This is a genomic window from Janthinobacterium sp. 61 (assembly GCF_002846335.1).
GTDB lineage: Bacteria > Pseudomonadota > Gammaproteobacteria > Burkholderiales > Burkholderiaceae_D > Janthinobacterium.
The window spans coordinates 5,242,645-5,267,138 of record NZ_PJMQ01000001.1 but is presented as its reverse complement, the minus strand read 5'-3'; the positions used below and the strand labels follow the sequence as shown (position 1 = coordinate 5,267,138).

29 protein-coding genes are annotated in these 24,494 nt (G+C 62.5%); 12 read left to right on the top strand and 17 right to left on the bottom strand.

Features of this window, described 5'->3' with window-relative positions; translation table 11 throughout:
* Nucleotides 1-14: 14 nt before the first annotated feature.
* Nucleotides 15-644 (bottom strand): cytochrome C oxidase subunit I, encoded by a 630-nt coding sequence (locus CLU92_RS23935; protein ID WP_101483891.1) that lies wholly within the window; start codon nucleotides 642-644, stop codon nucleotides 15-17.
* Nucleotides 625-1,380 carry an SURF1 family protein gene (locus CLU92_RS23930; protein WP_101483890.1) on the bottom strand — a complete coding sequence of 252 codons (756 nt, stop codon included), beginning with the start codon at nucleotides 1,378-1,380 and terminating at the stop codon, nucleotides 625-627. Before CLU92_RS23930 ends, CLU92_RS23935 begins: the two co-directional genes overlap by 20 nt.
* Before the next feature lie 36 nt (nucleotides 1,381-1,416).
* Here CLU92_RS23930 and CLU92_RS23925 point away from each other — a divergent pair, with 36 nt between their 5' ends.
* The gene (locus tag CLU92_RS23925) at nucleotides 1,417-1,617 is read left to right on the top strand and encodes a twin transmembrane helix small protein (RefSeq protein ID WP_101483889.1); all 201 of its coding nucleotides are present in this window, start codon (nucleotides 1,417-1,419) and stop codon (nucleotides 1,615-1,617) included.
* A 123-nt stretch (nucleotides 1,618-1,740) separates the two neighbouring features.
* Here CLU92_RS23925 and CLU92_RS23920 read toward each other — a convergent pair whose 3' ends face one another.
* From CLU92_RS23920 to coxB, 6 genes are all read right to left on the bottom strand, one after another.
* Nucleotides 1,741-2,601 carry a cytochrome c oxidase subunit 3 gene (locus CLU92_RS23920; RefSeq protein ID WP_101483888.1) on the bottom strand — a complete coding sequence of 287 codons (861 nt, stop codon included), beginning with the start codon at nucleotides 2,599-2,601 and terminating at the stop codon, nucleotides 1,741-1,743.
* A gap of 40 nt (nucleotides 2,602-2,641) precedes the next feature.
* The gene (locus tag CLU92_RS23915) at nucleotides 2,642-2,848 is read right to left on the bottom strand and encodes a DUF2970 domain-containing protein (RefSeq protein WP_101483887.1); all 207 of its coding nucleotides are present in this window, start codon (nucleotides 2,846-2,848) and stop codon (nucleotides 2,642-2,644) included.
* A 9-nt stretch (nucleotides 2,849-2,857) separates the two neighbouring features.
* The gene (locus tag CLU92_RS23910; RefSeq protein ID WP_101484862.1) at nucleotides 2,858-3,418 is read right to left on the bottom strand and encodes a cytochrome c oxidase assembly protein; all 561 of its coding nucleotides are present in this window, start codon (nucleotides 3,416-3,418) and stop codon (nucleotides 2,858-2,860) included.
* A 13-nt stretch (nucleotides 3,419-3,431) separates the two neighbouring features.
* Nucleotides 3,432-3,548, bottom strand: coding sequence for a cytochrome oxidase small assembly protein (locus CLU92_RS28040; protein WP_216350353.1), 117 nt, complete (start codon nucleotides 3,546-3,548; stop codon nucleotides 3,432-3,434).
* A 68-nt stretch (nucleotides 3,549-3,616) separates the two neighbouring features.
* Nucleotides 3,617-5,203: a cytochrome c oxidase subunit I gene (ctaD, locus tag CLU92_RS23905; RefSeq protein WP_101483886.1), complete on the bottom strand. Its 1,587-nt coding sequence runs from the start codon at nucleotides 5,201-5,203 to the stop codon at nucleotides 3,617-3,619.
* Nucleotides 5,204-5,216: 13 nt separating this feature from the next.
* Nucleotides 5,217-6,425, bottom strand: a complete 1,209-nt coding sequence (coxB, locus tag CLU92_RS23900; RefSeq protein WP_101483885.1) for a cytochrome c oxidase subunit II — start codon at nucleotides 6,423-6,425, stop codon at nucleotides 5,217-5,219.
* 78 nt (nucleotides 6,426-6,503) lie between these two features.
* On the opposite strand from coxB, the gene CLU92_RS27560 reads away from it, so the two are divergent.
* Nucleotides 6,504-6,731, top strand: coding sequence for a hypothetical protein (locus CLU92_RS27560; protein WP_133988629.1), 228 nt, complete (start codon nucleotides 6,504-6,506; stop codon nucleotides 6,729-6,731).
* A gap of 159 nt (nucleotides 6,732-6,890) precedes the next feature.
* Here the strand turns inward: CLU92_RS27560 and CLU92_RS23895 are convergent, their stop codons facing one another.
* Complete coding sequence (locus tag CLU92_RS23895; RefSeq protein WP_257561600.1) at nucleotides 6,891-7,814, bottom strand: methyltransferase domain-containing protein; 924 nt, start codon at nucleotides 7,812-7,814, stop codon at nucleotides 6,891-6,893.
* 57 nt (nucleotides 7,815-7,871) lie between these two features.
* On the opposite strand from CLU92_RS23895, the gene CLU92_RS23890 reads away from it, so the two are divergent.
* A complete protein-coding gene (locus tag CLU92_RS23890; RefSeq protein WP_101483883.1) occupies nucleotides 7,872-8,627 on the top strand; it encodes a ComF family protein in 756 nt (251 codons plus the stop codon).
* A 36-nt stretch (nucleotides 8,628-8,663) separates the two neighbouring features.
* A complete protein-coding gene (gene trmL / locus CLU92_RS23885; protein WP_101483882.1) occupies nucleotides 8,664-9,134 on the top strand; it encodes a tRNA (uridine(34)/cytosine(34)/5-carboxymethylaminomethyluridine(34)-2'-O)-methyltransferase TrmL in 471 nt (156 codons plus the stop codon).
* Here trmL and CLU92_RS27905 read toward each other — a convergent pair.
* The 8 genes from CLU92_RS27905 to CLU92_RS23840 all read right to left on the bottom strand — a co-directional run bounded on the left by CLU92_RS27905 (nucleotide 9,131) and on the right by CLU92_RS23840 (nucleotide 19,227).
* Complete coding sequence (locus CLU92_RS27905) at nucleotides 9,131-9,877, bottom strand: hypothetical protein (protein WP_180338578.1); 747 nt, start codon at nucleotides 9,875-9,877, stop codon at nucleotides 9,131-9,133. The two genes, trmL and CLU92_RS27905, sit on opposite strands and share 4 nt — an antisense overlap.
* Nucleotides 9,878-9,892: 15 nt before the next feature.
* Complete coding sequence (locus CLU92_RS23870) at nucleotides 9,893-10,822, bottom strand: hypothetical protein (protein WP_101483880.1); 930 nt, start codon at nucleotides 10,820-10,822, stop codon at nucleotides 9,893-9,895.
* A 339-nt stretch (nucleotides 10,823-11,161) separates the two neighbouring features.
* Complete coding sequence (locus CLU92_RS23865; RefSeq protein WP_101483879.1) at nucleotides 11,162-14,857, bottom strand: tubulin-like doman-containing protein; 3,696 nt, start codon at nucleotides 14,855-14,857, stop codon at nucleotides 11,162-11,164.
* A 37-nt stretch (nucleotides 14,858-14,894) separates the two neighbouring features.
* Nucleotides 14,895-15,350, bottom strand: a complete 456-nt coding sequence (locus tag CLU92_RS23860; protein WP_101483878.1) for a hypothetical protein — start codon at nucleotides 15,348-15,350, stop codon at nucleotides 14,895-14,897.
* A 44-nt stretch (nucleotides 15,351-15,394) separates the two neighbouring features.
* The gene (locus CLU92_RS23855; RefSeq protein WP_101483877.1) at nucleotides 15,395-16,864 is read right to left on the bottom strand and encodes a hypothetical protein; all 1,470 of its coding nucleotides are present in this window, start codon (nucleotides 16,862-16,864) and stop codon (nucleotides 15,395-15,397) included.
* Nucleotides 16,861-18,345 carry a hypothetical protein gene (locus CLU92_RS23850; protein ID WP_143452639.1) on the bottom strand — a complete coding sequence of 495 codons (1,485 nt, stop codon included), beginning with the start codon at nucleotides 18,343-18,345 and terminating at the stop codon, nucleotides 16,861-16,863. Before CLU92_RS23850 ends, CLU92_RS23855 begins: the two co-directional genes overlap by 4 nt.
* Nucleotides 18,346-18,469: 124 nt before the next feature.
* Complete coding sequence (gene rfaE2, locus CLU92_RS23845) at nucleotides 18,470-18,952, bottom strand: D-glycero-beta-D-manno-heptose 1-phosphate adenylyltransferase (protein ID WP_101483875.1); 483 nt, start codon at nucleotides 18,950-18,952, stop codon at nucleotides 18,470-18,472.
* 29 nt (nucleotides 18,953-18,981) lie between these two features.
* Complete coding sequence (locus CLU92_RS23840; protein WP_101483874.1) at nucleotides 18,982-19,227, bottom strand: DUF3717 domain-containing protein; 246 nt, start codon at nucleotides 19,225-19,227, stop codon at nucleotides 18,982-18,984.
* Nucleotides 19,228-19,361: 134 nt separating this feature from the next.
* On the opposite strand from CLU92_RS23840, the gene CLU92_RS23835 reads away from it, so the two are divergent.
* The 8 genes from CLU92_RS23835 (at nucleotide 19,362) to CLU92_RS23800 (ending at nucleotide 24,491) form a co-directional block, all read left to right on the top strand.
* Nucleotides 19,362-20,294, top strand: coding sequence for a hydrogen peroxide-inducible genes activator (locus CLU92_RS23835; RefSeq protein WP_101483873.1), 933 nt, complete (start codon nucleotides 19,362-19,364; stop codon nucleotides 20,292-20,294).
* A 76-nt stretch (nucleotides 20,295-20,370) separates the two neighbouring features.
* Complete coding sequence (ubiA, locus tag CLU92_RS23830) at nucleotides 20,371-21,225, top strand: 4-hydroxybenzoate octaprenyltransferase (protein WP_101483872.1); 855 nt, start codon at nucleotides 20,371-20,373, stop codon at nucleotides 21,223-21,225.
* Nucleotides 21,226-21,332: 107 nt separating this feature from the next.
* On the top strand, nucleotides 21,333-21,689 hold the full coding sequence (locus CLU92_RS23825; RefSeq protein WP_046683402.1) for a DUF883 family protein: 357 nt from the start codon (nucleotides 21,333-21,335) through the stop codon (nucleotides 21,687-21,689).
* 56 nt (nucleotides 21,690-21,745) lie between these two features.
* On the top strand, nucleotides 21,746-22,132 hold the full coding sequence (locus CLU92_RS23820; RefSeq protein WP_101483871.1) for a phage holin family protein: 387 nt from the start codon (nucleotides 21,746-21,748) through the stop codon (nucleotides 22,130-22,132).
* Entirely contained in the window at nucleotides 22,129-22,479 is a 351-nt protein-coding gene (locus tag CLU92_RS23815) for a hypothetical protein (protein WP_101483870.1), read from the top strand. The genes CLU92_RS23820 and CLU92_RS23815 overlap by 4 nt, the downstream gene beginning before the upstream one ends.
* 91 nt (nucleotides 22,480-22,570) lie before the next feature.
* A complete protein-coding gene (locus CLU92_RS23810) occupies nucleotides 22,571-23,128 on the top strand; it encodes a DUF3455 domain-containing protein (protein WP_101483869.1) in 558 nt (185 codons plus the stop codon).
* 74 nt (nucleotides 23,129-23,202) lie between these two features.
* A complete protein-coding gene (locus CLU92_RS23805; RefSeq protein WP_243857856.1) occupies nucleotides 23,203-23,778 on the top strand; it encodes a sigma-70 family RNA polymerase sigma factor in 576 nt (191 codons plus the stop codon).
* Nucleotides 23,775-24,491, top strand: a complete 717-nt coding sequence (locus CLU92_RS23800; RefSeq protein WP_101483868.1) for an anti-sigma factor domain-containing protein — start codon at nucleotides 23,775-23,777, stop codon at nucleotides 24,489-24,491. Before CLU92_RS23805 ends, CLU92_RS23800 begins: the two co-directional genes overlap by 4 nt.
* The last annotated feature ends 3 nt before the right edge of the window (nucleotides 24,492-24,494 follow it).

Sequence of the window (24,494 nt, the reverse complement as noted above, 5' to 3'; positions counted from 1 at the left end):
GGCATGCAGACTCCTTAACCGATCGCCGAAGCTTTGAGCAGCTTGGCGATGTCTTTCTTGATCTTGTTCGGGTCCGCATCTTTCGGAAAGCGCATCATCAAATTGCCCAGCGGATCGATCAAATACAGGTGGTCGCTGGTCTTGCCGCCCGCCTCCACGGGCAGCCAGGCTTTCAGGGCGTCGTTATTCACGCGCAGCATGCTGGTGCCGTCGAATTCGCGCATCACGAGGGTGTCGAGCGGCTGCGCATCCGTCACCAGCCAGACCCGTTCAAGGCGTTCGCGCTCCTTGCCCTGCATCAGGCGCAGTTGTTGCATGTCAAATAATTGCTTCTTGCATGCTTCCTGGCAATCGGACGGCCCCGTTTGCAGCAGCACCCACTTGCCCTTGAACTGCGCCAGCGGCGCGGCCTTGCCGTCGAGTTCTGTCACCTGCAACGCCTCCTCCGGTATAGGATGCAGGCGCGGGTCGATCAGGGCGCCGTAATTGTTGCGGCCCGTGGGCTTGATGATGTAGTACGTGAAATACGAGGCGATGATGGGAAAGGCGCACACGGCCACCACGGCCAATAGTTTCCACCGACCCGTGTTCTGTAGCTGCTTGCCGGTGCTGTCTTGTGTTGTTTCAGGGCTGTTTGTTTGCACGTCGAAATCCTGTAAAGACAAAAAATAAAAAAGCCATCAGTGCCAGTGCATACCACTGGAATGCGTAGCCGCGGTGCTTGTCCGCGCCCAGGTCGGGTGCCGGCCAGTCACGCACGGGAAGCGCGCTGGCCGCTGGCGGCGCTGTCAGATCAACTGGGGCGACTGTTTGTTCGATGAGGAAGGGCTGCAAGGCCAGGCTGCTGGCCTGTGCCAGCTGGCCGATGTCGGCATTTTGCACGATGGCGTGCGGCGCCAGGGGCGGCGCCGTGCCCAGTTCCATGACATGGCCAGCGTTCAGGCGCGCGATGCCGCTGATGGTCACCGTGCCCGTGGGCGTGGCGTAGTCGGGGATGCGCGTGCGCTCGGCGTTGTTGCGCGGCAACCAGCCCTGCGCCACCAGCACGTGCATCCGGGAACCGTCGATCTGGAAGGGAGTGAGCACATGGAAGCCGGCCTGGCCCTTGTAGGGACGGTTGTCCAGGTAGACCGTCCAGGCGGGCAGGAAACGGCCCGTGACGGTGACGCGGCGGTATTCGATCGCTTGCGCATCGGCCGGCAGCAAGGGCACGGCCGTCAATGCCAGCGGTGCGGCCTGGTTGCCAGCCTCGAGCCGGGCGGCGCGGGCGATTTTCTCGTCGCCACGGCGCTGCTGCCATTGCGCCAGAGAAATACCCAGCGCCACCAGTAGCAGCATTACAACAAATGGAATCCATCTAAAATGGAAGCGGATACGCATTACAATGAAACCTCCTCAAGCCTGGCGCTACCATCCATGAAAATCCTCGTTGCCATTGCCTTCATCCTGATTCTGGGCAGCCTGGGCTCGGCCCTGTTCTTCCTCATGCGCGACAAGGGCAAGAGCAACCGCACCGTGCAGGCGCTGGCCATGCGCGTGGGCTTCTCGATCACGCTGTTCCTGCTGATCCTGCTGGCGCATCATCTGGGCTACATTCAGCCGACCGGCATACATTAAGCTTCTTCTTGCCTGATTGGCAAATTCTTCACGCTAAGAAAAAAGCCGTACCCAGGATGTCCCGGTACGGCTTTTTTTTATGGTGCAGGCGCAAGCGTCAACGACGCACGCCCTGCCCCGCCATTATAACCAATACACGACCACGTACAGTCCCAGCCAGACGACATCGACAAAGTGCCAGTACCAGGCCGCGCCTTCGAAGCCGAAATGGTGGTCGGGCGTAAAATGGCCCTTCAGCACGCGGTACAGGATGACGGACAGCATGATGGCGCCCAGGGTCACGTGGAAGCCGTGGAAGCCCGTCAGCATGAAGAAGGTGGCGCCGTAGATGCCGGACGTCAGTTTCAAATTCAGTTCGCTGTAGGCGTGCATGTATTCATACACCTGAAAGCCCATGAAGACGGCGCCCAGCACGATGGTGGCGAACAGGAACAGCGCCGTCATGGCGCGGTGGCCGGCGCGCAGCGCGTGGTGCGAGATGGTCAGGGTCACGCCCGACGTCAGCAGCAAGGCCGTATTGATGGTCGGAATCCAGAACGGCGTCATGGTGGTAAATTCCTGCACCGTGCCTGCCGGGCCCGTATTGCCCCATTGGGCGGCGAAATCGGGCCAGATGACCTTGTGGTCGAGGTCAGCCAGCCATGGCATCGAGATGCTGCGCGCATAGAACAGGGCGCCAAAGAAGGCGGCGAAGAACATGACTTCCGAAAAGATGAACCAGCTCATGCTCCAGCGGAAGGAGTGATCGATGCGCTCGCTGTACAGGCCCTGCTCCGATTCGCTGATGGCGTCGCCGAACCAGAAATAAAGCACCAGCAGGATGCCGGCGATGCCCAGGTAATTCACGTACGGGCCCCAGGAGACGTCGTTGACCCAGGCCGAGGCGCCGATCATGGTCAGCAGCAGGCTGGCGCCGCCCAGCATGGGCCAGCGCGACGGGCCGGGCACGAAATAATAAGGTACGGCGGCGTGGTTGGAACTCATCATCATCTCCTCAAAAACTTATAGGGTGGTTTTTTATAATTTATAAAACGACGAATTTAACAATCGAAATCAGGATGCCGATCAGGCAAGCCACCACCAGGAAACCGGCGATGACGATGTGCACGGGATTGAGCTTGGCCGAATCCGTGTCGAAATCGCTCTTGCGGCGCAGACCCGTGAATGACCACACCACGGCCCGCAGCGAATACAGGAACGACGCTTTTTCAGGCTGCTTGGGTTCGCCCATGACACTCTCCTATTGGACGGCCGGCGTTTGAGCCTGGCTCAGACCGGCGATCTCGAAAAACGTGTACGACAGGGTGATGGTTTTCACTTCTTTCGGCAGCGCCGGATCGAGGAAGAACACCACCGGCATCTGCCGCGCTTCGTGGGGTTTCAAGGTCTGCTGCTTGAAGCAGAAGCACTCGACCTTCTTGAAATGCGGCGTGGCGCTCTGCGGCGCATAGCTGGGAATGGCTTGCGCATTGACGACGCGGTTTTGCGTGTTGACCACTTCATACATGACGGTCACCAGTTCGCCCGGATGCACCCGCATGCTCGACACGGTCGGGCGGAAGCGCCATGGCCCCTGGGCATTGCCGTCGAACTCGACGGTGATGCTGCGCGTCGTATCGACCTGCGTATTGTTATCGTAGGCCACCGTGCCATCTTTTTGCGTCAGCACATTGATGCCCATCACTTCGCAAATCTGCTTGTAGACGGGAATCAGGGCATAGCCAAAGCCAAACATCAGGATGGCAATGACGATCAGCTTGCCCAGCATCTTGCGGTTCAGGCCGCGTGTTTCCTGTTGCATCGGCGTCGTCACGTCAGAGCCACATGCGCTTGACAAATACGGACAGGAAGAAGAAGGCCGCCAGGGCCCCCAGTATCAGCCCCGTACGCAGGTTGTTGGGTTTCTTGCGCTCAGTTTTTACTTCGGTCATGGCAGGCACTCTATTCAAAGGGGCCGGCAGCAGCGCCGGCCCGTGACACTGGCATACATTGACGATGACTACTTGACGGTTGGCGGCGTTTCAAACGTGTGGAATGGCGCAGGGCTCGGCACGGTCCATTCCAGGCCTTCCGCGCCTTCCCATGGTTTCGCTGGCGCAGCTTTGCCGCCGCGGATGGTCGGCAAGACCACGAAGAACAGGAAGTACACCTGCATCAGGCCAAAACCGAAGCCGCCGATCGAGGCGATCATATTGAAATCCGTGAACTGCGCCGGATAGTCGGCGTAGCGGCGCGGCATGCCGGCCAGGCCCAGGAAGTGCATCGGGAAGAAGGTCACGTTGAACGTGATCAAGGACAGCCAGAAGTGGATCTTGCCGCGCGTCTCGTTGTACATATGGCCCGTCCATTTCGGCGACCAGTAGTAGAAGCCGGCGAACAGGGCAAACAGCGAACCGGCCACCAGCACGTAGTGGAAGTGCGCCACCACGTAATAGGTATCCTGCAGCTGGATGTCGATCGGCGTCACCGCCAGGATCAGGCCCGTGAAACCGCCCATGGTAAAGACGAAGATGAAGCCCACCGAAAACAGCATCGGCGTTTCGAACGTCATGGAACCCTTCCACATCGTGGCGATCCAGTTGAACACTTTCACGCCCGTCGGCACGGCGATCAGCATGGTCGCGTACATGAAGAACAGCTGGCTCGTCACCGGCATGCCGGTGGTAAACATGTGATGCGCCCAGACGATGAAGGACAGAATCGCAATCGAGGCCGTGGCGTAGACCATCGAGGCGTAGCCGAACAAGGGTTTACGGGCAAACGCGGGCAGGATCTGCGAGACGATGCCGAAGGCCGGCAAGATCATGATGTAGACCTCGGGGTGGCCGAAGAACCAGAAGATGTGCTGGTACATGACGGGGTCGCCGCCACCGGCAGCGTTAAAGAAGGACGTGCCGAAATGGCGGTCCGTCAGGGTCATGGTAATGGCGCCGGCCAGCACGGGCATCACGGCGATCAACAGGTAAGCGGTAATCAGCCAGGTCCAGCAGAACATCGGCATTTTCATCAAGGTCATGCCGGGAGCGCGCATGTTGAGGATGGTAACGATGATGTTGATCGAACCCATGATGGACGAGGCGCCCATCAGATGCATGGCAAAAATCGCCATGTCCATGCCGGGGCCCATCTGCGTCGACAGCGGCGCATACAGGGTCCAGCCGGCAGCAGTGGCGCCGCCCGGCACGAGGAAGGACGTGGCCAGCAGCAGCGCGGCCGGTGGCAGCAGCCAGAACGAGAAGTTGTTCATGCGGGCGAAGGCCATGTCGGATGCGCCCACTTGCAGCGGGATCATCCAGTTGGCGTAGCCGACGAAGGCCGGCATGATGGCGCCAAACACCATCACCAGGCCGTGCATGGTGGTCAGCTGGTTGAAGAATTCAGGGTGAAAGAATTGCAAGCCTGGGTGAAACAGTTCCGTACGTATCATCAGGGCCAGCACGCCGCCCGACAACAGCATGATGAACGAGAACCACAGGTACAGGGTACCGATATCCTTGTGGTTGGTGGCAAACAGCCAGCGGCGGTAGCCACTGGGATGGTCGTGGGCATGGTCGTGACCGGCGTGGTCCAAGGTGCTAGTGCTCATGTACGGCTCCTAATTACTTGCGTGCAGCCACGACTTCGGCTGGTTGAACGATGTTCTCTTCGGCCTTGTTCGACCAGGAATTGCGCGTGTAAGTGATCACTGCGGCAATTTCCGTGTCGGACAGCTGTTTCCAGGCGGGCATTTCCGCTGGATACTTGCCGCTCTTTTGCCCGTTCAGCAAGACATGAATCTGTTCCGCTTTCGGACCGTTCACCACGGCAGAGCCGTCCAGCGCTGCAAAGGCACCGGGCACGCCCTTGCCTGTCGCCTGGTGGCAGACCACGCAGTTGGCCGTATACACTTTCTCGCCCTTGACCTTCAATTCGTCGATGGTCCACACCTTGCTTGGATCATCGGCCAATGCCGCCATTTCCTTTTGTTTTACATCAACCCAGGCCTTGTAGTCCTCGTTGGATACGACCTTGACAACGATGGGCATGAAGGCGTGCTCCTTGCCGCACAGTTCGGCGCAATTGCCGCGGAAGGTGCCGATATGGTCGGCCTTGAACCAGGTGTCGCGCACGAAGCCGGGAATCGCATCCTGTTTCACGCCGAAGGCGGGCACGGACCAGGCGTGGATAACGTCGTTGGCCGTCAGCACCATGCGGATCTTCTTGTTGACCGGCACCACGACTTCGTTGTCGACTTCGATCAGGTAGTTTTCACCGCGTTTTTCCGTCGGCGGCGCGCCTGGCGCCCCCACCTGCGAACGGGGCGTGGACAGGTTGGAGAGGAAGGAAATGCCTTCACCCTCGCCTTTCAGGTAGTCATAGCCCCATTTCCACTGCATGCCGGTGGCCTTGATGGTGATATCGGCGTTCGAGGTATCCTTCATGCCCACCACGGTGCGCGTGGCAGGCAGGGCCATGCCGATGACGATCAGGAAAGGCACGACGGTCCAGGCGATCTCGACGGTGGTGCTTTCGTGGAAGGTGGCCGGTTTGTGGCCCAGGGACTTGCGGTGCTTGAAGATGGAATAAAACATGACGCCGAACACGGCCACGAAGATCACCAGGCAGATGATCATCATCAGGGTGTGCAAATCGTAGATTTCATGGGCGATCTGTGTCGCCGGCGGTTGCAGATTCATTTCGAACGGCACGGGACCGCCGGTGCCGGGATAGGTGCCGGCAGCCGGTGCCGCCGTGGCCCATCGCCCGATGCCAAACGCTGTCAAAGACAGCCCGAGCAGCAACGATTGAAGTCGCTTTGCATGTGTCATGTTTTCCCCAACCACCCAAAAATAATGATATTTTAAACGGCTGCGGACTTCTCCGTACTGGACCGCTGCCGCTCCTCCATGAAAGCAACACGGCCAGAATACGGCCATGTGCGTCAAGCACCAGCGAATTCCATGCTGGCTGCCGCAGCAAAAACGGCGGCGCGCAACCATGCTGGAACCCTGTTTTTCTTCCCCACCTTGAAATGGCCTCGCGTGGAAGATGGTTACTATACTAATGCAGTAACTTCGAATAAGTCTTGCTTTGTTTTTTTTATTTTGTATGCAGCCCTTGTTTTTTCTACTTAACAAGCTGACAAACAATCAACGATTATAATCAAGTAAACTTGAATCCATCAAGCAATAATCCGCTTTGTGCGCGCCCTTCTCCCGGCCGCCGCGCGCTTTGCAACGGTTACTGCAGCATTGACGCACGGATGCCGACCAAGTATCGGTTTCTTTCCCCTTTTATCGAGGTTTTCTGGGTAAATCAAAGCGGATGATCGCCTCGCCATTGCGCGTCACGCGCGGTGCGGGACGGAAGGCGTGGCCATAGATCACCTCGAAACTCAGGCCCAGCTTGCCGTCGGGACGACGCATCTTTTCCAGCGCGGCCAGCATGCGCTGCCAGGCAGCCTTGCCCATCAGGCCGCGCCGGCGCGTGGTGAGCGGGTTGCCGCCAAAGGCACGCACGTCCGCCAGCAGTTTTGCCGCCGTATCGTAAGTGACGGTGATGATTTCCATGTCCAGCACGGGCGTGGAAAAACCCGTCTCAACCAGCATGTCGCCAAAGTCGTGCATGTCGACAAAGGGCAAGGCGTGCGGAAACAGGTCCGCCTCGGCAAAAGCGTCACGCACTTCGCGGAAGGTGTCGGGACCGAAGCAGGAAAACATCAGCAAGCCATCGAGACGCAGCGCGCGCCGCCATTCGGCGAACACGCGGTCGGGCTGGGCATGCCAGTGCAGCGCGAGGTTCGACCACACGAGGTCGATGCTGCCCTGCGCCAGCGGCAGGTCGCCCAGGTCGCCGCACAGCAGATCCACGCCCGCCTTGGCCGGCAGCAACTTGCTGAGGAACTGGTTCAGGCCGGCCAGTTTCGACGCGGGTGCGCGCGCCGCCTGCATCATCGCTTGCGCTGCATCGAGACCAATAATCTGCGCGGCGGGATAATCCTTTTGCAGCTGCGCCAGGTCCGCACCGGGGCCGCAGCCAGCATCGAGCACGCGATGCGGCGTGATTTTCACCAGCTCCAGGCGCTCGTGCATGCGCTTTGATACTTCGCGGCGCAGGAAGTCCGACGGTGCGCTGCGCGCCGGACGGGAAAAGAAATCGCGTACTTGCACCGCATCGATGGGCGCACTCATTTTGGGCGGACTGGTGGGAACTGGCATGTTGAATCGGGGGAGGTGAGATAATGTCGGCAGTGTACATGGAACGACGCCATCGCGATGCGGACCGCCATCCGGCCCCGGCTTGATGCCGCCTGGCAGGCGCTGCACCGTTGGCTGGGCGCCACGGTGCTGCCGGCCCAGTGCGCGCTGTGCGGCATCGGCTGCCCGGAAGTGCTGTGCCTGCCCTGCCGCGCACAATACCTGGGGCTGCTGCGCCACCGCTGCCGCCAATGCGCCAATCCGCTCGCAGACATTGATGTGGCTCTGCTGTGCGGACGCTGTTTGCGCCAAAGGCCCGCATATGACACCACGATCACGGCGTTTGATTATGCGGCGCCTGTCGACCAGTTGCTGTTGCAGCTGAAATTCGGCGCGCGCCTGGCGCTGGCGCCCCTGTTTGCGCAACTGCTGCATGTTGCCATTCAGCAACAAGCAGATTGGGACGCGCCGCAATTGCTGTGCCCCATACCACTGGGACCGGCCAGGCTGGCCGAACGGGGATACAACCAGGCGCTGGAAATTGCCCGCCCGCTGGCGCGCCTGCTGGACGTACATTTGCAGCCCCGCCTGGCGCTGCGCGTACGCGACACCAGGGCGCAAAGCAGCGTGGCGCCACAGGAACGGCAAGCCAACCTGGCGCATGCCTTCGCCATCGCGCCCGAACACGGGGCGTTATTGCAAGGATGCCATGTCGGCATCGTCGACGACGTGATGAGCAGCGGCCATACCGTCAACGCCCTGGCCACCGCCTGCAAGCGCGCGGGGGCGGCGAAGGTCAGCATCCTGGTCGTGGCGCGCACGCCGCCGCATTGAATGAACTATATGAGAGATAGACCCAAGGAGAGCATTTTGTTTCACGTTGTTTTGGTAGAACCTGAAATCCCGCCCAACACGGGCAACGTCATCCGCCTGTGCGCCAACACGGGCGCGCAGCTGCACCTGGTCGAACCGCTGGGCTTTCCGCTCGACGACGCCAAGATGAAGCGCGCCGGCCTCGATTACCACGACTACGCCAAGATGAAGGTGCACAAGAACTGGGCAGCGTTCCTGGCTGACACCCAGCCCGACCCGGCCCGCATGTTCGCCATGACCACGCGCGGTTCGCGCCCGTTCGGCGACGTGGCCTTCCTGCCGGGCGACGTATTCGTGTTCGGTTCGGAAACAAAAGGCCTGGATCCGGCCCTGCGCGACAGCTTTCCGGCAGAGCAACGCATCCGCCTGCCCATGCGACCCGATAACCGCAGTTTGAATTTGTCGAATACGGTGGCCGTCGTGGTCTACGAGGCCTGGCGCCAACATGGCTACAGTGGTGGAGCTTAACGCTGCGCCAGTTGCGCTGCGGCACCGTCCGCGTCCAGCATCACCAGCTGCGTGCGCAAGTCGCGCGTGGCGGCCAGCTTGCCGTTCACGTACAGATTCGTCTTGACGCCATACACGCCCTGCGACACGCCGGCCGGCAAGGTCAGCTCGAAGGAGTTTTCAAAACGTCCGCCCGACTTGTTGCTGCTGGCCAGGGCTTTCGAGCCGGACTTGAATGGCTGGCCTTGCGGGTCGAGCACCACCAGTTCTTCGCGCACGTCATTGACGCTCTGCGCGCTGCCGTTGACCAGCTCCACCACGCTTGTGACCTTGAACGGCTGGCCCCGCTTGACGGTCGATGCGCTCAGCTGCGGCGTGTACGACACCACTTGCGGCTCGCGCGGCAGCGCGCCGCGCGCGCGGATGTAGTCGCGGTCCGCCTGCGCCGCCGTCTTGGTCTGGCGCGAATTGACGTTGATGGCCAGGCAACCGGCCGCCGCCAGGCCGCCGCCGATGGCCGCGCCCTTCAGCGCGCCATTCTTGCCGCCCGCCAGCGCGCCCAGCAGCGCCCCCACGGCCGCGCCGGCCGCAGCCGACGTGCCCACGCTGCACGGGTCCTCATCTGTTGCCGCCTGGGCGCCACTTTGCGTATAGGAACCGTCCTGGCGCACGCCGTTCGGTTGCATGGTCGCCGTGGCGCAGCCGGCCAGCATGGCCGCGATGGTCAGCGCAGCGACCGCGCGCAAGGTGGTGTGATTCAGCATGGTGCCCCCTGATAACTAATTGATCGTTGTTTCCGTCTGCAGCACTTGCCGTTCGCGCTCGCGGATGCGGCGCGACAGGTTGTCAATGCGCGCATTGCCGGGATCGACGCGACGCGCGCTTTCCAGATAGGTCTTGGCCGCATCAAACTTGCCTTCCAGCAAAGAGCGTTCGGCGTCGCGCAGGAACGATTGCGCCATCTCGCTGCGCATGGCCGCGCCGCTATCGACGGGCGACGTGTCCAGCGGACGGCGTTCAGCCACCGCTGAACGTTCGACCGCGCGCACGGGCGCCGGTTCCGTTGGCACGATGCGGGCCGGCGCCGTTTCCAGCGGTGCCGGTGCAGAAACGGGCGCGGGTGCAGGCGCCGCGGCTGCCAACAGCGCTTGCACGTCGGCCTTCAACTGCGGCAACTCCACCGCTTCGCGGTCGATCGCTTCCAGCCGGGCGATGCTATTCCTTGCCGCTGCCGCATCCTTGGCATCGAGCGCCTGGCGCACCCCCACCAGCACCGATGCGGCTGCCGCCTGCTGGCGCGCCAGCTGCTTGCGCAAGGATGCCACGCTGGATGCGCCCGCACAATCAACGTCGAGCGCGGCGATGCCCCTGGCGGCGCTTTGCAATTGATGGCCGTCAATATTGCGTTCGATGGCGCGCACGCCCCGCTGGCAACTGCCCGATGCGGCGCCCGCCTTGCCGATCGCCGCCTGCAAATCGTCCGCCTTGGCGCTGGACTTGCCCGCACACACATTTTTCGCCGTCGCCAGCTTCTGGCGGGCACCGTCCAGGCTGCCATTCGCTACCAACTTGAGGCCGCTATCGATGGCGTCATTGCAGGCTGCATCGTTCTTGCCACCCGGCTTGCCATTCATGTAGACGATGACGGCCGCCAGCACGGCGGCTCCGCCCAGCCAGCGCAGCCACTTGCGCGGCGGTAACGGCAGCACTGGTGTTGCCGGGGCTGGCGCAGGTGGAGGCGCCGGTGGAAGCATAGGCACAGGTACGGGCTTTGGCATGGCTCGCGCCTGCGCGGAAGCCGGTTGCGGCGGCGCTTTCGGCGCAGGCGCCGGGGCTACCGGCACGGGCGGCGGCTTGGGCGCCACAGGCGGTGAAGCTGGCAGAGGCGGGGGCACAGGCCGCGGTGGCGGCACGGCCCCAGCTGGCCGGGCCGTGCCAGCCTGCGCCTGTCCGCAGTACGGGCAATGACTGACAGCGGTCCACAGGCCCGTTTTACATTTGTTGCAGATATCCAAAACTAATCCTTCATTCCAGCGTCATTCCAGCGTTCACAGGGGCGGCGGCATCAACGGTGGCGGCGCGCTGAGGAACAGGAGTGCCAGCTCGGGGAACTGGGCCAGGTCGGCCCAGGCCGGCAAGCCGGCGCGCCATACCTTGGTGGTGGCCGGTACGACTTGTCCCGCCTGCACGTACTGCACGATCTGCTGGGCCGTGAACGGTCCCTGCTGCTGGCCGTTGATGCCCAGGAAATACTGGTATTCCACCAAGGGCGGCGGCATGCCGCCCAGCGGTGGCGGCGCCATGCCGAACGCGGCTGCCACGGGGGCGGCGGCGGCTGCAGGGCGCAGCAATTGCTCCAGGCGCCCCGCTTCCAGCATTTCCCCCTTGATCGCATATTTCAAACGGGGCTGGCCATCCGCTTCCGGCTCGCGCACTTCCCAATCGTAGGCATCGCTGTCAGAGTCGCCGATGACATTCGCCCACTCCTTCAGACGGCCCAGCAAGTCTTGCACCGTGCGGTCGAGCTCATCGCTGGTCATGCCCTTGCGGCGCGCCGACTCGCGCAGGCGCGCGCCCACTTCGGCGGAAATGGCGCTGCCAAAGCCGATATACGGCAGTTGCGAGCCATCGGCCTGCGCCACCAGCCTGGGCGCATACACGCCCCGTTCATAATATTTTGCCAGCGCCGCCAGGGCCGCCGTCTGCACGGCGTCAAGCGCAGCCAATTTTTCTTCGATGCGCAGGGCGATATTTTTCTCGTATGAAGCGGGCATGCCGTTCTGGCGGATGGCCCGTTCATTGCCGATGCGGCGCAAGTCGCCCGGTTCGACCGCAAACTGGTATTGGCCCGGCGGCACGACGCGGCCCGTGTGGCGCGTCAGTATGCCCAGCATGATCGCTTGCAGGAATTCGCCGAAATCTTCCGCCAGGCGCTTCATTTCGTCCGTGTTCGGTGCGATAGGGTGCGTGAATTGCGTTGGGTCAATATGGGTGTGCGTCGGCGCCTTGTCGTTGTCGCCCTCCTTGCGGTAGCTGGTGCGCCAGCCTTCCAGGCCCCGCAGCACCGTCATCGGCACGCCGGCCAGTTCGCAATAGCAGACGGCGCGCCCGCGTATGCCCGTCTCGACAATTTCTAGCTGGCTCACCGTGATACCCACCTGGGTCGGCACGCACGATTCGAGCTCGGCGCCGAACTTCGCCTTGAAGGCGGCCGCGTTGGCCACGCCGATCACGCACTTGAACTGGTCCGACACGACCGTGAAATCGCCCGCCATATTGGCGTCGATCCATGGCATGGAGCAGGCCAGCAACTTGCGGAAGCGGTCCAGGCGCTCGGACACATCCATCTGTTCCAATGCCTCGAACAAGGGGTCGGGCGTGCTCGTCACCCCTTCGGCCAGGCCCGCCGTGGCGATCATGTTTTCGGCCATGCGCGTGACCTTGGCCAGGATCAAGCCCCGTTGCGCCGGTTCGCCCAACATGGGGAACAGCGCTTTCGAGCCGCCCATGTCCTTGAACGCTTCATCGGCCCACTGGCGCAAGGTGGCCGCCGACGGCAGTGCTATGTCTTTTTCCGTAACGGGAATGACGATCAGGGTCGCATGTTCCTTGTCCAGGTCCTTTTGCAGGATGGTATTGGCCGTTTTCAATTCCGCCAGCATGGCCAGCACGCCTTCGCGGCCCGATTGCAGCTCGCCCACCAGGCCATTCCACTGCGCGCGGCCTTGCGCATCGACGCCCACGCGGTTGCCCAGCCAGCGCGACAGTTCGCCCAGCAGGATGACGGACTCGTCCGCCGCCTTGGCGCGCAAATGGAATTTCAGGGCATTCGCCATTTCCGTGCGCAAATGGTCCATCACCACGCCAGCCTGCTTTTCGCCATTGCTGAGGAAACCGAAGGTGCTGCGCGTCTGCTCCAGGTTGTTCAGCAGGCGCTCGTATTCGCGCGAACGCACGGCTTCCTTGATTTCGCGGTAGCGCTCGGCATTCGCGCCGATCTGCGCCGTCAAGCCGCTGCCCGGCGCCTCGATACGGTCCTTGATCTGTTCCACCAGCGACAGCACGTACTCCAGGCCGCCGAACTCTTTATTATCAAGATAGCCATACAGCTGGTCGCGCACGACTTTCTTGACGTCCTCGAGCACTTCGCGGCGGCGCTTGCTGATGCGGTCTTCCGTCGTGTCTGCAGTGGAATCCTGGTCGCGCACGGCGTCGCGTTCCAGGTGTTTCATGGCGTCGCGCACTTGCGCCGGCCATTCGCTGCGGTCGAAACCCGTGCGGATATCGTTGATGCGCGTATTGACCCTGTTTTCCACGCCGGCCAGCAAGTGGCCGTGGCGGTCTTCCAGCAATTCGTCGACGACGCGAAAATCGATGAAGTCGCCGCTGGAGCGCTTCAGTTCGATGCTCTTGTCGGAAAACTCGGGGAAATCGCTGAATGGCGTTCCTTTCAGGAACATATTGGCGGCGAGGAAATTATCGCGCTGCGTATCGGTGGCGCGGTTGGCGCCCGCATCCGTGCCGCCCACGCCAAAGAACGCCTGCAGCATGGCGCCGGCCCAGCGATGGGCCCGCTCATCACGCGCCGCTTCCTGGCGCGTATCGAGCACGGCCATGCCGAATGAGGAAAAACGCTTTGAGAAATACAGGCGCATGTCGCCGAAGCGGTCTTGCGGCACGGGCGCGTTGTACAGGGAATTCTTGTGCTGCGCCTGGTTGACGGCGATCGAGCGCTTGGCGCGCGCGAAGTCGGCCGAGGCGAAATCCTCGAACAGCGAGTCGGCCACCATGTGGTAGACGTCGCTGACATCCTTGGTGTGCTGCTGGGCAAGATTACCCGAATCGATGAGATAAACCTCGCTGTACGGCTCGCGCGACAGTTCCGGCCGGTCATACGCATCCCAGCGACCCACATAGCCCTTGTTGCCCATCATCGCCGATTCCAGCTCCATCAGCGCCGCATAGCCGTTGGCCTCGACCCGGTCCTTGTTGGCCTTGGTGTAGCCGGTCGGCAAGAACAGCATCAGCTCGACGTCGGCAGCGCCCACTTCGCTGCGCGCCAGCCAGCGCGCCAGCAAGCCCATGTCCAAAAAGGAACCGGAACCCGTGCCGCCCGCCACGGAACCGACGATGACGATGCGGAAACGGTTCGTTTCCATGCGCAAGCCCAGCTCGGCCAGCTGGCGCTCGTGCGACAGGCCCGCCTTCAGGGCTTTCAATTTCAAGCGGATCTTGTCGCGGATCTTCGCATACTTGTCGAAGAAATACAGGCGCGAGACGGCGCGGATCTGGCCCGCACCGCTGCTCATGTCGAAACGCAATTCGCGGATGCGCTGCGGCGTCAGCGGCAGCCATTCCTTGATGTGTGGATATTTTTCCAAGGAATCTTCATCACGGCTGTACTTGTCCATGTCGAACGCTTCGACCACCTTGTCGTCATCGGTGAACTTCACCTGGTCGAACTGCAAGTCCTTGGCCTGCGATTCGCCGCTTTCGATCACGGCACCATTGTCCAGGTCGAAATGGATGAATTGCGCGATGGGAAAGTCCGCCAAGCCCTCGATGCGCGTGCGGTTGCCCGCGCCGCCCCACAGGGTGTTGAGGATGCGCCGGCGCACGCGCATCAGCACCTGCATGCCCGTGCCGCCGATGCCGATGAACAGGGTCGGGCGCAGCTCGATGATCTTGTCCTGCTTGCGCTCGCTGGCGCCGCCGGTGATGGTTTGGTTCAGGTTCTCTGCCATGGTGATTCCTTCGATGATGCGTACGACGGCGTGCGGCTTAGCGGCGGCTCGATGTAAAGGTCAACAGTAACGCGACCAGGCCCACCAGCACCAGCGGTCCCATGAATAGTGGCGCGAGGAATTTATGCGCGTTCACGGCGGCCAGCACCACGCCCGTGGCCAGGCTGGCCAGGAAGATGAACAGCCACCAGCCTGAAGCATTGGCCTTGTTCGGCGGAACGCGCTTGGCCACCAAACCATTCGCATAGGCATTCTTGGCAAAGAAAAAGGCGATGAACAGCAGCAACAGCACCACGCCGCCGACCAGGGTGTCGCGCGACGAGGTATCGGTCGTGCTGGCAGGATCCAATGCGGGTGCAGCTTCGGTGGTGGCCGTGGTGCCGCTGGCAGCGCTGGCGGCAGAGGCGTCGGCGGCGGGCGGCACGGACGCCGGGGCCGTTACCGGGACCGGCAAAGTAAAGCCTGTGTTGTCTTTTGGAGTATCTTGCGCCATGGTATGCCTCTGTTGAATGGGAGTAATTTTTAAGGATTCGTTGTTCAGGCCAGGCTCAGGGTATGGCCGTCCGCCACGCGCACGACGGCCGGCTTGCCCAGTCCACGCCTGAGTTCGCCGATGTCGCGGCCGTTATCATCGCGGATCTGCACGCTTTTAAATGGTTTTATTAACACTTGCCGCTGCAGGCCGTCTACCATCACCTTGTAGCGCGTGGCGCGCGTGCCGACCAGGCCCAGCGCCAGCAAGCCCAGCACGAGGGCCAGCACGCCGCCCAGTATCACCAGCACGGGCAGCAGCGGATACTGGATGCGCACCAGCAGGGGAATCGTCGCCTGCGAGGCACGCACGCTGTCGGGCGGCGTAAACATGCTTGAGATCGGGTCGCCGGGGAAGAGTTCCTGCAAATCCTTGCCAAAACTGGGCGCCAGCGCCAGCCTCTGTTCCGACAAGCTCACTTGCGCCTGCATGGGCAGCATCACTTGCTTGCCCATGGCGGCGATCGCCTGCGCCGACCACGGCGAGGGAATCTGCGCCATCGGCAAGGAAAATTGCACCTGCACGGCCTGGCTGGCGCCCGGCTGCAGCTGGCGGATTTGATCGGGCGCAACGTGCAGGGGCGCATTCTGGCCCGCCAGACTGGCGTGCACTTTGGCGCTATCGATGACGTACGGGAAAAACATGTTTTGCAGGGACGCCTGCAGCACCACTTGCGGCACCAGGCTCGCCGCATCGACGTCGAGCACGATGGTGCGCCCGTCGCGGCCCAGGCTGGCATGCACATTGGCGCTGTTCTTGACGGACTGGGGCACGATGCGCACGGCATCCTGGTCCACCGGTTTTAATCGCGCGGGCGGACGCGTCAGCACTTGCGACAGTCGCCCTTCAGCCAGGATGCGGGTCAAAGCCTCGGACGCCGGCTGGCCATACGCCAGCGCATACACCATCAATCCCTTGGCACTGTACAGCTTGCCCTGCACGGGCATGCGCAGCGGAAACACCAAGGTCTTGGTGATCGATGGTTCCAAATGCAGCAAGCGGTAAAAGTCGCGGTTGCGCTCGGCCGTCTGGCTATCGTTGTTCGGGCTGTTCTTGTTATTGGTAAAGATCCACACGATGCCGGAGGCGGACTGGAACGGCCCCGTGATGGTTTTTGTGACGGCTTCCTGGAAATCCGTGTCAGCCAGTGCGCCGCCATTGCCCTTGCGCGCCAGGCCCAGGCTGGCCAGCTGGCCCGCCACGCCGGCGCCGCCCTGGCCCTGCCCCAGCAGCGACGGCGACACGTGCGCGCCGCTGCTCTGGCTGAAGGCCAAGGTATAGACTTTATCGGACGGGTTCGTGGCTGCCTGCGCCACGGCGCCCACCAATGCCTTCAATTGCGAATGCTCGTCCGTGTAGAACGGCTCCATCCAGCCCGAGTTTTGCACCAGAAACGCTTGCTGGATGCCCGCGGCCTGCACGCCGGCTGCACTGAGCAAAGCGGCACAGGCCGCGATCAGGACGCGCGCCTTCATGCCTGCAAGGTCCAGCCATCGATGCGCGACAGCAGCGGGTGGTACCCCCACAGCGTGCGTTCATGGATAAACAGGCGTACGCGCCACGGCTCGCTGACGGCAAAGGTATGAAACACGGTTTCACGCAATTCATCGTCCTGCACCAGCTGGGCTGCCAGGCGTTCATTCGAGCGCAGCACGCTGGACAGACCGGCGCTGGTGGCGAACTTGACACCGAAGACGCTGTTGCCCCCGCCCGATTCGAGCAGCGGCATGACAGCCTGGTTCTTGCCGCCATCGTCGCCGTGTTCCGGCTCTTCCCACGGCGCCGTCTTCAGCTTGGTGGCGAAGCGGTAATTGAAGCTGCCCGAGCACAGGCGCGGCGCCAGCGCGTCGGCCTTCTCGACCTGGACACCCAGTTTCACATACACATAGGTGCCGCGGCGGCTTTCAAAGCACAGTTGCCACAGGCCACCATCGCGCGACAGGTAGGGGCTGCCGAATTCGAAGTGCGGCACCAGTCCTTCGGGCCAGAGCGTAAACGAAGCGGCCACGTTGCCGTCCGGCTGCAGTTGCAGCCGCAGCTGGCCGTTGGCGCAGGGCCACACAGCCATGCGGTTATAAGCCACGGGCGCGCTGACGGCGCCCAGGTCCACGACGCCGTCGAGCAGCACGTCGCTGCCCGACTTTTGCGTTGCGTCAAGGTTGACGAAGCGGATGCGGCCATCGTCGTCGCGCAGCGGCGCCCACAGGCGGTTCTGGAACCAGACGGGCGCGGCCGCGCAAGGCGCGCCGCCCACATGCTCGACCACGTAGCTCAGCGAAGGCACGTCGGGACGGAGGCAAGCGAGGCCGTGACTCGTCGGCAAGACCAGCACGCTGTTAAATTCCGGCACCAGCTCGGCGCGCCAGGCGCCGTTGGCCAGGTCCGATTCAGCCAGCAAGCCGCCATACGCGGGGTCCAGCGCCAGCCAGCGTTTCGAGGCGGGCAGCCAGGCGTGCAAGACCGCCTTGCGCGGGTCCAGTGCCAGCAGCGCGGCAGCGCTGGTGCCAAACTGGGCGGAAAAAAATTCATACTCGCCCGGCGGCGGCATGGGCAGCGAGGCGTCGGCCTGCGCATGCTCTTCGCGCGCGCGCTGGTCGGCCAGTTTCAGGGGCACGCTGGCCTGGCGCAAGCCGGCCGCGCCAGCCGGTGGCACCTCGCTGACGGGATGCGCACCGTAGGGCGGCACCCAGGGCGGCGTGACGGCCGTGTCGGGCGGCACCTGCAAGGCCGTGCCGGTGGCGGGGTCGAACGAGAATTCAGGCGGAAACTGCCGCACGGGCGCGCCGGCGGCAGCGGGCAGGCGCCGCGCGTGCATCAGCAGGCCGATATCGGCAGGGCTCAGCAAAGGCGAGACGTTCTGGCCGTCCGCGCTGCGCTGCATGGTCCACGCGCCATCGTCATCGACGAACCAGACGCCAGAGGGCACGCCCCAATCCCCAGAAGTTTTAAGATCCATGTATTTTCTATGACAAGCAATGCATATGGTGTAACGTGTGCTGGGGCTGACGCAACGAGGTCGCAGCCCTGGCAGTTCTCATAGTAACGTCTTTTTATCTGTATGGAAACATTGACGGCGTTCCTCAGCCCTGCTGCGTCCGCACTTTCGTCAACAGCTTCGTGGTCGAGCGATCGTGTGCGAAATCGATGGCCACGGCCTCGCCGCCATACGCCAGCACGGCCTTGCCTTCAGGAATGGCCGCCATATCGTAGTCGCCACCCTTGGCATAGATTTCCGGCTCGATCTCCTGCACCACTTCCAGGGCGCTGTCTTCCGAGAACGGCACCACCAGGCTCACCGCTTCCAGCGCGGCCAGCACGGCCATGCGGTCTTCGCAGCTGTTCAACGGACGGTCGTCGCCCTTGCCCAGGCGTTTCACCGAGGCATCCGTGTTCACGGCCACCACCAGCGAGGCGCCCAGCGCGCGCGCCTGCGCCAGATAGGTCACGTGGCCGCGGTGCAGAATGTCAAACACGCCATTCGTCACCACCACCGGTTTCGGCAGGGCCGCGGCGCGGGCGCGCAGTTCGTCACGGCCGCACAGTTTGTTTTCAAAATCAGGCATGGATATCTCTTGTTGGGTTATATATGTGGTCACGACCCGGCGTGGCTATCGCCTTGCATGCCGCCGCCATCGTGGCGCCAGGCATCGATCAAGGCCAGGATGGCCGGTTCCAGGCCCTCTTCGGCGATGTGATCTTGCCGGTAGTAAATCATCAGCGCATACACGCTGGCCAGGCGGCTGACGGGCGGCGACAGCGCATATTCATTGCCGCGCGCCGGTTGCCTGGCACGCCAGTAGTTGATTGCCGCTTCCAGCGCCTGCATCTGCAGTTCCATCGCCCTCTCCCTTCGCTGCCTGGTCCCGCATTATAGGGGGCGATCCGCTACAATACGCCATCGGCGCCACAGTTTCACGTTTGCGCCACCTTTCATTCATTGCAAGTAAGCACTTCCTGTGTTTCAATCGAACTATGACACTGACTGAACTGAAATATATCGTTGCAGTCGCGCGAGCGAAGCACTTCGGGCATGCTGCCGAAGCCTGCTTCGTTGCCCAGCCCACCCTGTCAGTGGCGATCAAGAAACTCGAAGACGAATTGGGTGTGGTCCTGTTCGAACGGGGCGGCGCGGAAATCTCGGTCACGCCCCTGGGCGCGCAGATCATTGCGCAAGCCGAGCGTGTGCTGGAACAGACGGCCGCCATCAAGGAACTCGCCAAGCAAAACAAGGACCCGCTGGCCGGCCCCCTGCGCCTGGGCGTGATCTATACGATCGGCCCCTACCTGCTGCCGCCCCTGGTCAAGGCCATGATAGACCAGGTGCCGCAGATGCCTTTGATTTTGCAGGAAAACTTCACGGTTCGCCTGCTCGAATTGCTGCGCCAGGGCGAACTGGACGTGGCCATCATGGCCCTGCCGCTGCCCGACCACGGCATGTCCATGCAGGAACTGTATGATGAACCGTTCGTCGTGGCCATGCCGCGCCAACATCCGTGGACAGCGCGTGAAAAAATCGCCGCGCAAGATTTGAAATCGGAAACCATGCTCCTGCTGGGCAATGGCCATTGCTTCCGCGACCAAGTGCTGGAAGTGTGCCCCGAAATGGCACGCTTTTCCTCGCCCGGCAACGGCATGCAGCGCACGTTTGAAGGTTCCTCCCTGGAAACCATCCGTCACATGGTGGCCAGCGGCATCGGCCTGACGGTCTTGCCGCGCGCCTCCGTGTCAAATATGCACACCACCGAGGGCATGCTCGAATACCGGCCATTCGCCGCCCCCGTGCCATCACGCAGGGTGGTGATGCTCTGGCGCAAGAGTTTTACGCGCAAGGCCGCCATCGACGCCCTCTGCGCAGCCATCGCCAGCTGCGACTTGCCCGGCATCACACCACTCTGCGAGGAGTAGGTCGGCGGCGTCAAATAGTAGACCACGCACTATTTTGCGATAATCGATCTTTCTCTTCAACAAGATCGAGTCTTCCATGAACAAGCTGGCGCTGTATTTCCGCCTGATACGGCTGGACAAGCCTATCGGTACCGTATTGCTGTTATGGCCTACCCTGTGTGCGCTATGGCTGGCGCAGCAGGGCGTGCCGGACTGGCGGCTGCTGCTCATCTTCACCCTCGGCACTTTCCTGATGCGCTCGGCTGGCTGCGCCATCAACGACTACGCCGATCAGGATATCGACAAATTCGTCAAGCGTACGGTGGACCGTCCCATCACCAGCGGGCGGATCAGCGGCAAGGAAGCGCTGGCTGTTGCCGGCGTACTGAGCGTGCTGGCCTTTTGCCTGATCCTGCCCTTGAATGCGCTGACCAGGCAGCTGTCGGTGGCCGCCGTCATCATCGCCGGCACCTACCCCTACTTCAAGCGCTTCTTTGCGATTCCGCAAGCCTACCTGGGTATCGCCTTCGGCTTCGGCATCCCCATGGGCTTTGCCGCCATCACGGATAGCGTGCCCGTCGTCGCCTGGCTGCTGCTGCTGGGTAATGTCTTCTGGGCCGTGGCCTACGATACGGAATACGCGATGGTCGACCGCGACGACGACTTAAAAATCGGCATCAAGACCTCGGCCATCACCTTTGGCCGCTACGACGTGGCCATCATCATGCTGTGCTATGCCGCTTTCCTGCTGCTGTGGCTGGTCTGCGGCTGGCACCTGGGCTTGCGCTACTGGTATGTGGCAGGCTTGCTGGTGGCGGCCGGCTGCGCCGTTTACCACTACACCCTGATCCGCGCACGCGAGCGTATGCCGTGTTTTGCGGCGTTCCGGCATAATAACTGGCTAGGAGCAGCGGTGTTTGCGGGCGTGGTGCTGGACTTTGCTTTCCGTTAATCAATGATCTTGCGCCGCGGCAACCCTTGAGGCGGCGCAAGACTAGCCTGTCCGCTGCTGCCTACACTGGTATTTCACTGTGCAGTTTCACTTCCATGAGGTAATAAATGAGCTCGATACATACCGGAAAATCCAGCAGCGACAGCATCCTCGCCGACGCCGACAAGGCCCGCGACAAACTGGTCGGCGACCTGAAAACCGTCATCAATGAAGCGGAAGGCTGGCTCGATGGCGCCAAGGATCAGACGGGCGAGAATGTCAAAGCCGTCAAGGACAAGTTCATCGCCACCCTGGAAACGGCCAAGAAAGACTTGATCAAGCTGGAAGAAGACTTGCTCGAACGTACCAAGAAGGCGGCCAAGGCCACCGATGAATACGTGCAGGACAATCCATGGAAAGCCGTGGGCGCGGGCGCCGTCGTGGGCGTGCTGTTCGGCCTGCTGCTCTCCTCGTCACGCCGCTAAACAGTAACGACGCCGTACCGACGGCCTAGGCCGTCTCCTGACGCGAAAGGCAGCATATGGCTATCGTGCACCATGTCGCCCAAGTCGCAGCGACCCTCGCCGCCATCGTCCAGACCCGTCTGGCCCTGGCGGCCGTGGAAATGGAAGAAGAGTCGCTGCGCTTCCTGTCCTATCTGGCGCTGGCCATGCTGGCACTGCTGTGCCTGTTTGTCGGCCTGGTGCTGCTGGTCTTCCTCGTCATCGTCGTATTCTGGGACACGCATCGCATCGCCGCCATCGCCATCACGGCCGCCGTCTTCATCACTGCCGCCCTCGCCACCCTGCTGGGCGTGCGCGCCAGCTTCCGCAGCAAGCCGAAACTGCTGTCCTTCACACTTTCAGAACTGAACAAAGACCTGGACGAGCTGCAACTGCTGGCGCGCCGGGAATCGGAGCGGCCATGACCACGCATCCCACCAAACTATCGCATGTTCACACGGCCGCCAGCCTGGCGCAGCGGCGCGACGCGCTGCTGGCCGAATGCACGCTGCAGCGTCTGGCCCTGGGCGTGCAGACGCGCCAGTTGCTGGAACCATTGACAGGCGGCAATCTGCGCCACACCCTGGCGACGCGTTTCAAGATTCCCCTGATGCTGGGCGGCGCCGCGCTGGGCCTGCTGCTGGTACGCCCGCGGCGTTTCGTGCCGGTGCTGCTGGCCGGCGCCTCGCTGCTCAAGCATGCGAACGCTGCCCTGCCCCTGATCCGCACCCTGTTGCACCGCGTCGGCAAGCAGGCGCCGCCTCCGCCCTGAAAAATACTTTTACCTGGCTGCATCCAAATGACAGGCCCATGGGTAGTCATGGTATCAACCAGCCGGTTGAGCCAACTACCAGGAGTTCGCCATGCTTGCCCACACTGCACCACGCCACGCCGTTCCCCCCCTCACTCTGCTGAGCGCCGCCCTGCTGCTGAGCGCCTGCGCCCCCATGAGCGCACGCTATTCGCAGGAACAATTACCGAACGCCGTTAAAGTACCCGATGGCCACCAAGTCGCCATGCAGACAGTAGGCGTGGGCAAGATCGCCTACGAATGCAAGGTAAAAAAAGACATGACGGGCCATGAATGGGTCTTCGTGGGCCCGGATGCGGCCCTGAACGACCGCAGCGGCATGCAAGTGGGCACGTATGTCGGTCCGCCTGCGACTTGGGCCAACCTGGACGGTTCGAAAGTGACGGCGACGCAAGTGGCCGTGGCGCCCGCCGGCGCGGGCAATATCCCCTATCAGCTGGTGAAAGCCAATCCGGCCACGGGCAGCGGCGCCATGCAGGGCGTCAGCTACATCCAGCGTGTGGCCACCAGCGGCGGCGTGGCCCCGGCAGCGCCGTGCGGCATGGACACCGTTGGCGTCAAGCAATGGGTGCCCTACCAGGCTGACTATATCTTCTGGAAAGCCGCATAAATCAGTGAAAACGATGGTTGGCAAGCCCGTTTCTGGCCTATACTCGGCACTGAAAACTTGCTAACCGTTAACTCTTGACGATTGCGCCCACCTTGCCAACGCTAGCCACCCCGTTCGATTACGATGCCGCCCTGCGCGCCTGCGCCAGGGGCGAACAGCAGGCCTTGCACGGCCTGTACCAGCAAGAAAGCCGCTATTTGCTGGGCGTGGCCCTGCGCATCGTGCGCCAGCGGGCACTGGCCGAAGACGTGCTGCACGACGCCTTCCTGAACATCTGGCGCCGCGCCGGCAGTTTCGACGCCACGCGCGGCAGCGGCAAGGGCTGGATCTATGTGGTGGTGCGGCATCAGGCGCTGAACGTGGCGCGCGCCCGCGCCCATGAAGTATCGGCCGACGAGGATACCGTGGAAACCCTGCTGCACGAACGACAAGGCCATGATGCCGGCGACGCCTACGCCCTTCAGGCGGACATGGGCAAGCTGCACGATTGCCTCGGTCACCTGGACGAATCCAAACGCAATAGCATTCTGTACGCCTACGTGGATGGCTGTTCCCATAGCGAAATCGCGCAGCGCCTGCAAGCGCCGCTGGGCACCGTCAAGGCTTGGGTCAAGCGTGGCCTGGCCGCCTTGCGGGAGTGCATGGGATGATGAATAGCGACGAGGAATTGCAAAGGCTGGCCAGCCAATACGTGCTGGGTACCCTGGAACTGGCCGAGCGCGCGGAAGTGGAACAGCGCTTGCCGCGCGAGCCAGCGCTGCGCGACGCGGTTGCTGCGTGGGAACAGCGTCTGCTTCCATTGACCACGCTGGCGCCGCCCGCAGCGCCCTCTGCGCAACTGTGGCCACGCATCAGCGCCAGCCTGTTCACGCCGAAAACCGTGCAGCAGGCGGGCGGCTGGCAAGCGTGGTGGAACAGCCTGGCTTTCTGGCGCGTGCTGGCCGGCGGCGGCCTGGTGGCCACGGCAACGCTGGCCGTGCTGGTCACGGTGCAGCTGCAAGCGCCAAGCGGGCCCGGCTACCTGGTGGTGCTGGTGGCGCCGCAGGATAAATCGCCGGGCTGGATCGTGCAGGCGGGCGGACGCGGCGGCAAGAACCGCGACCTGAGCCTGATCCCGCTGGGCCCGACTAGCGTGCCGCAGCAAAAAGCCATGCAATTCTGGACCAAGGGCAAGGATTGGGGCGCGCCTGTCTCGCTGGGTCTGGTCAAGCCAGGGCAAAGCCTCAAGCTGACGTTGGATAAGCTGCCGCCGCTGCAGCCGGAGCAACTGTTTGAAATCACGCTGGAACCGGCTACGGGTTCGCCCACGGGCCGACCGACGGGGCCGATTTTATACATCGGCCGCGCCGTCAAGGTGATGTAAGCC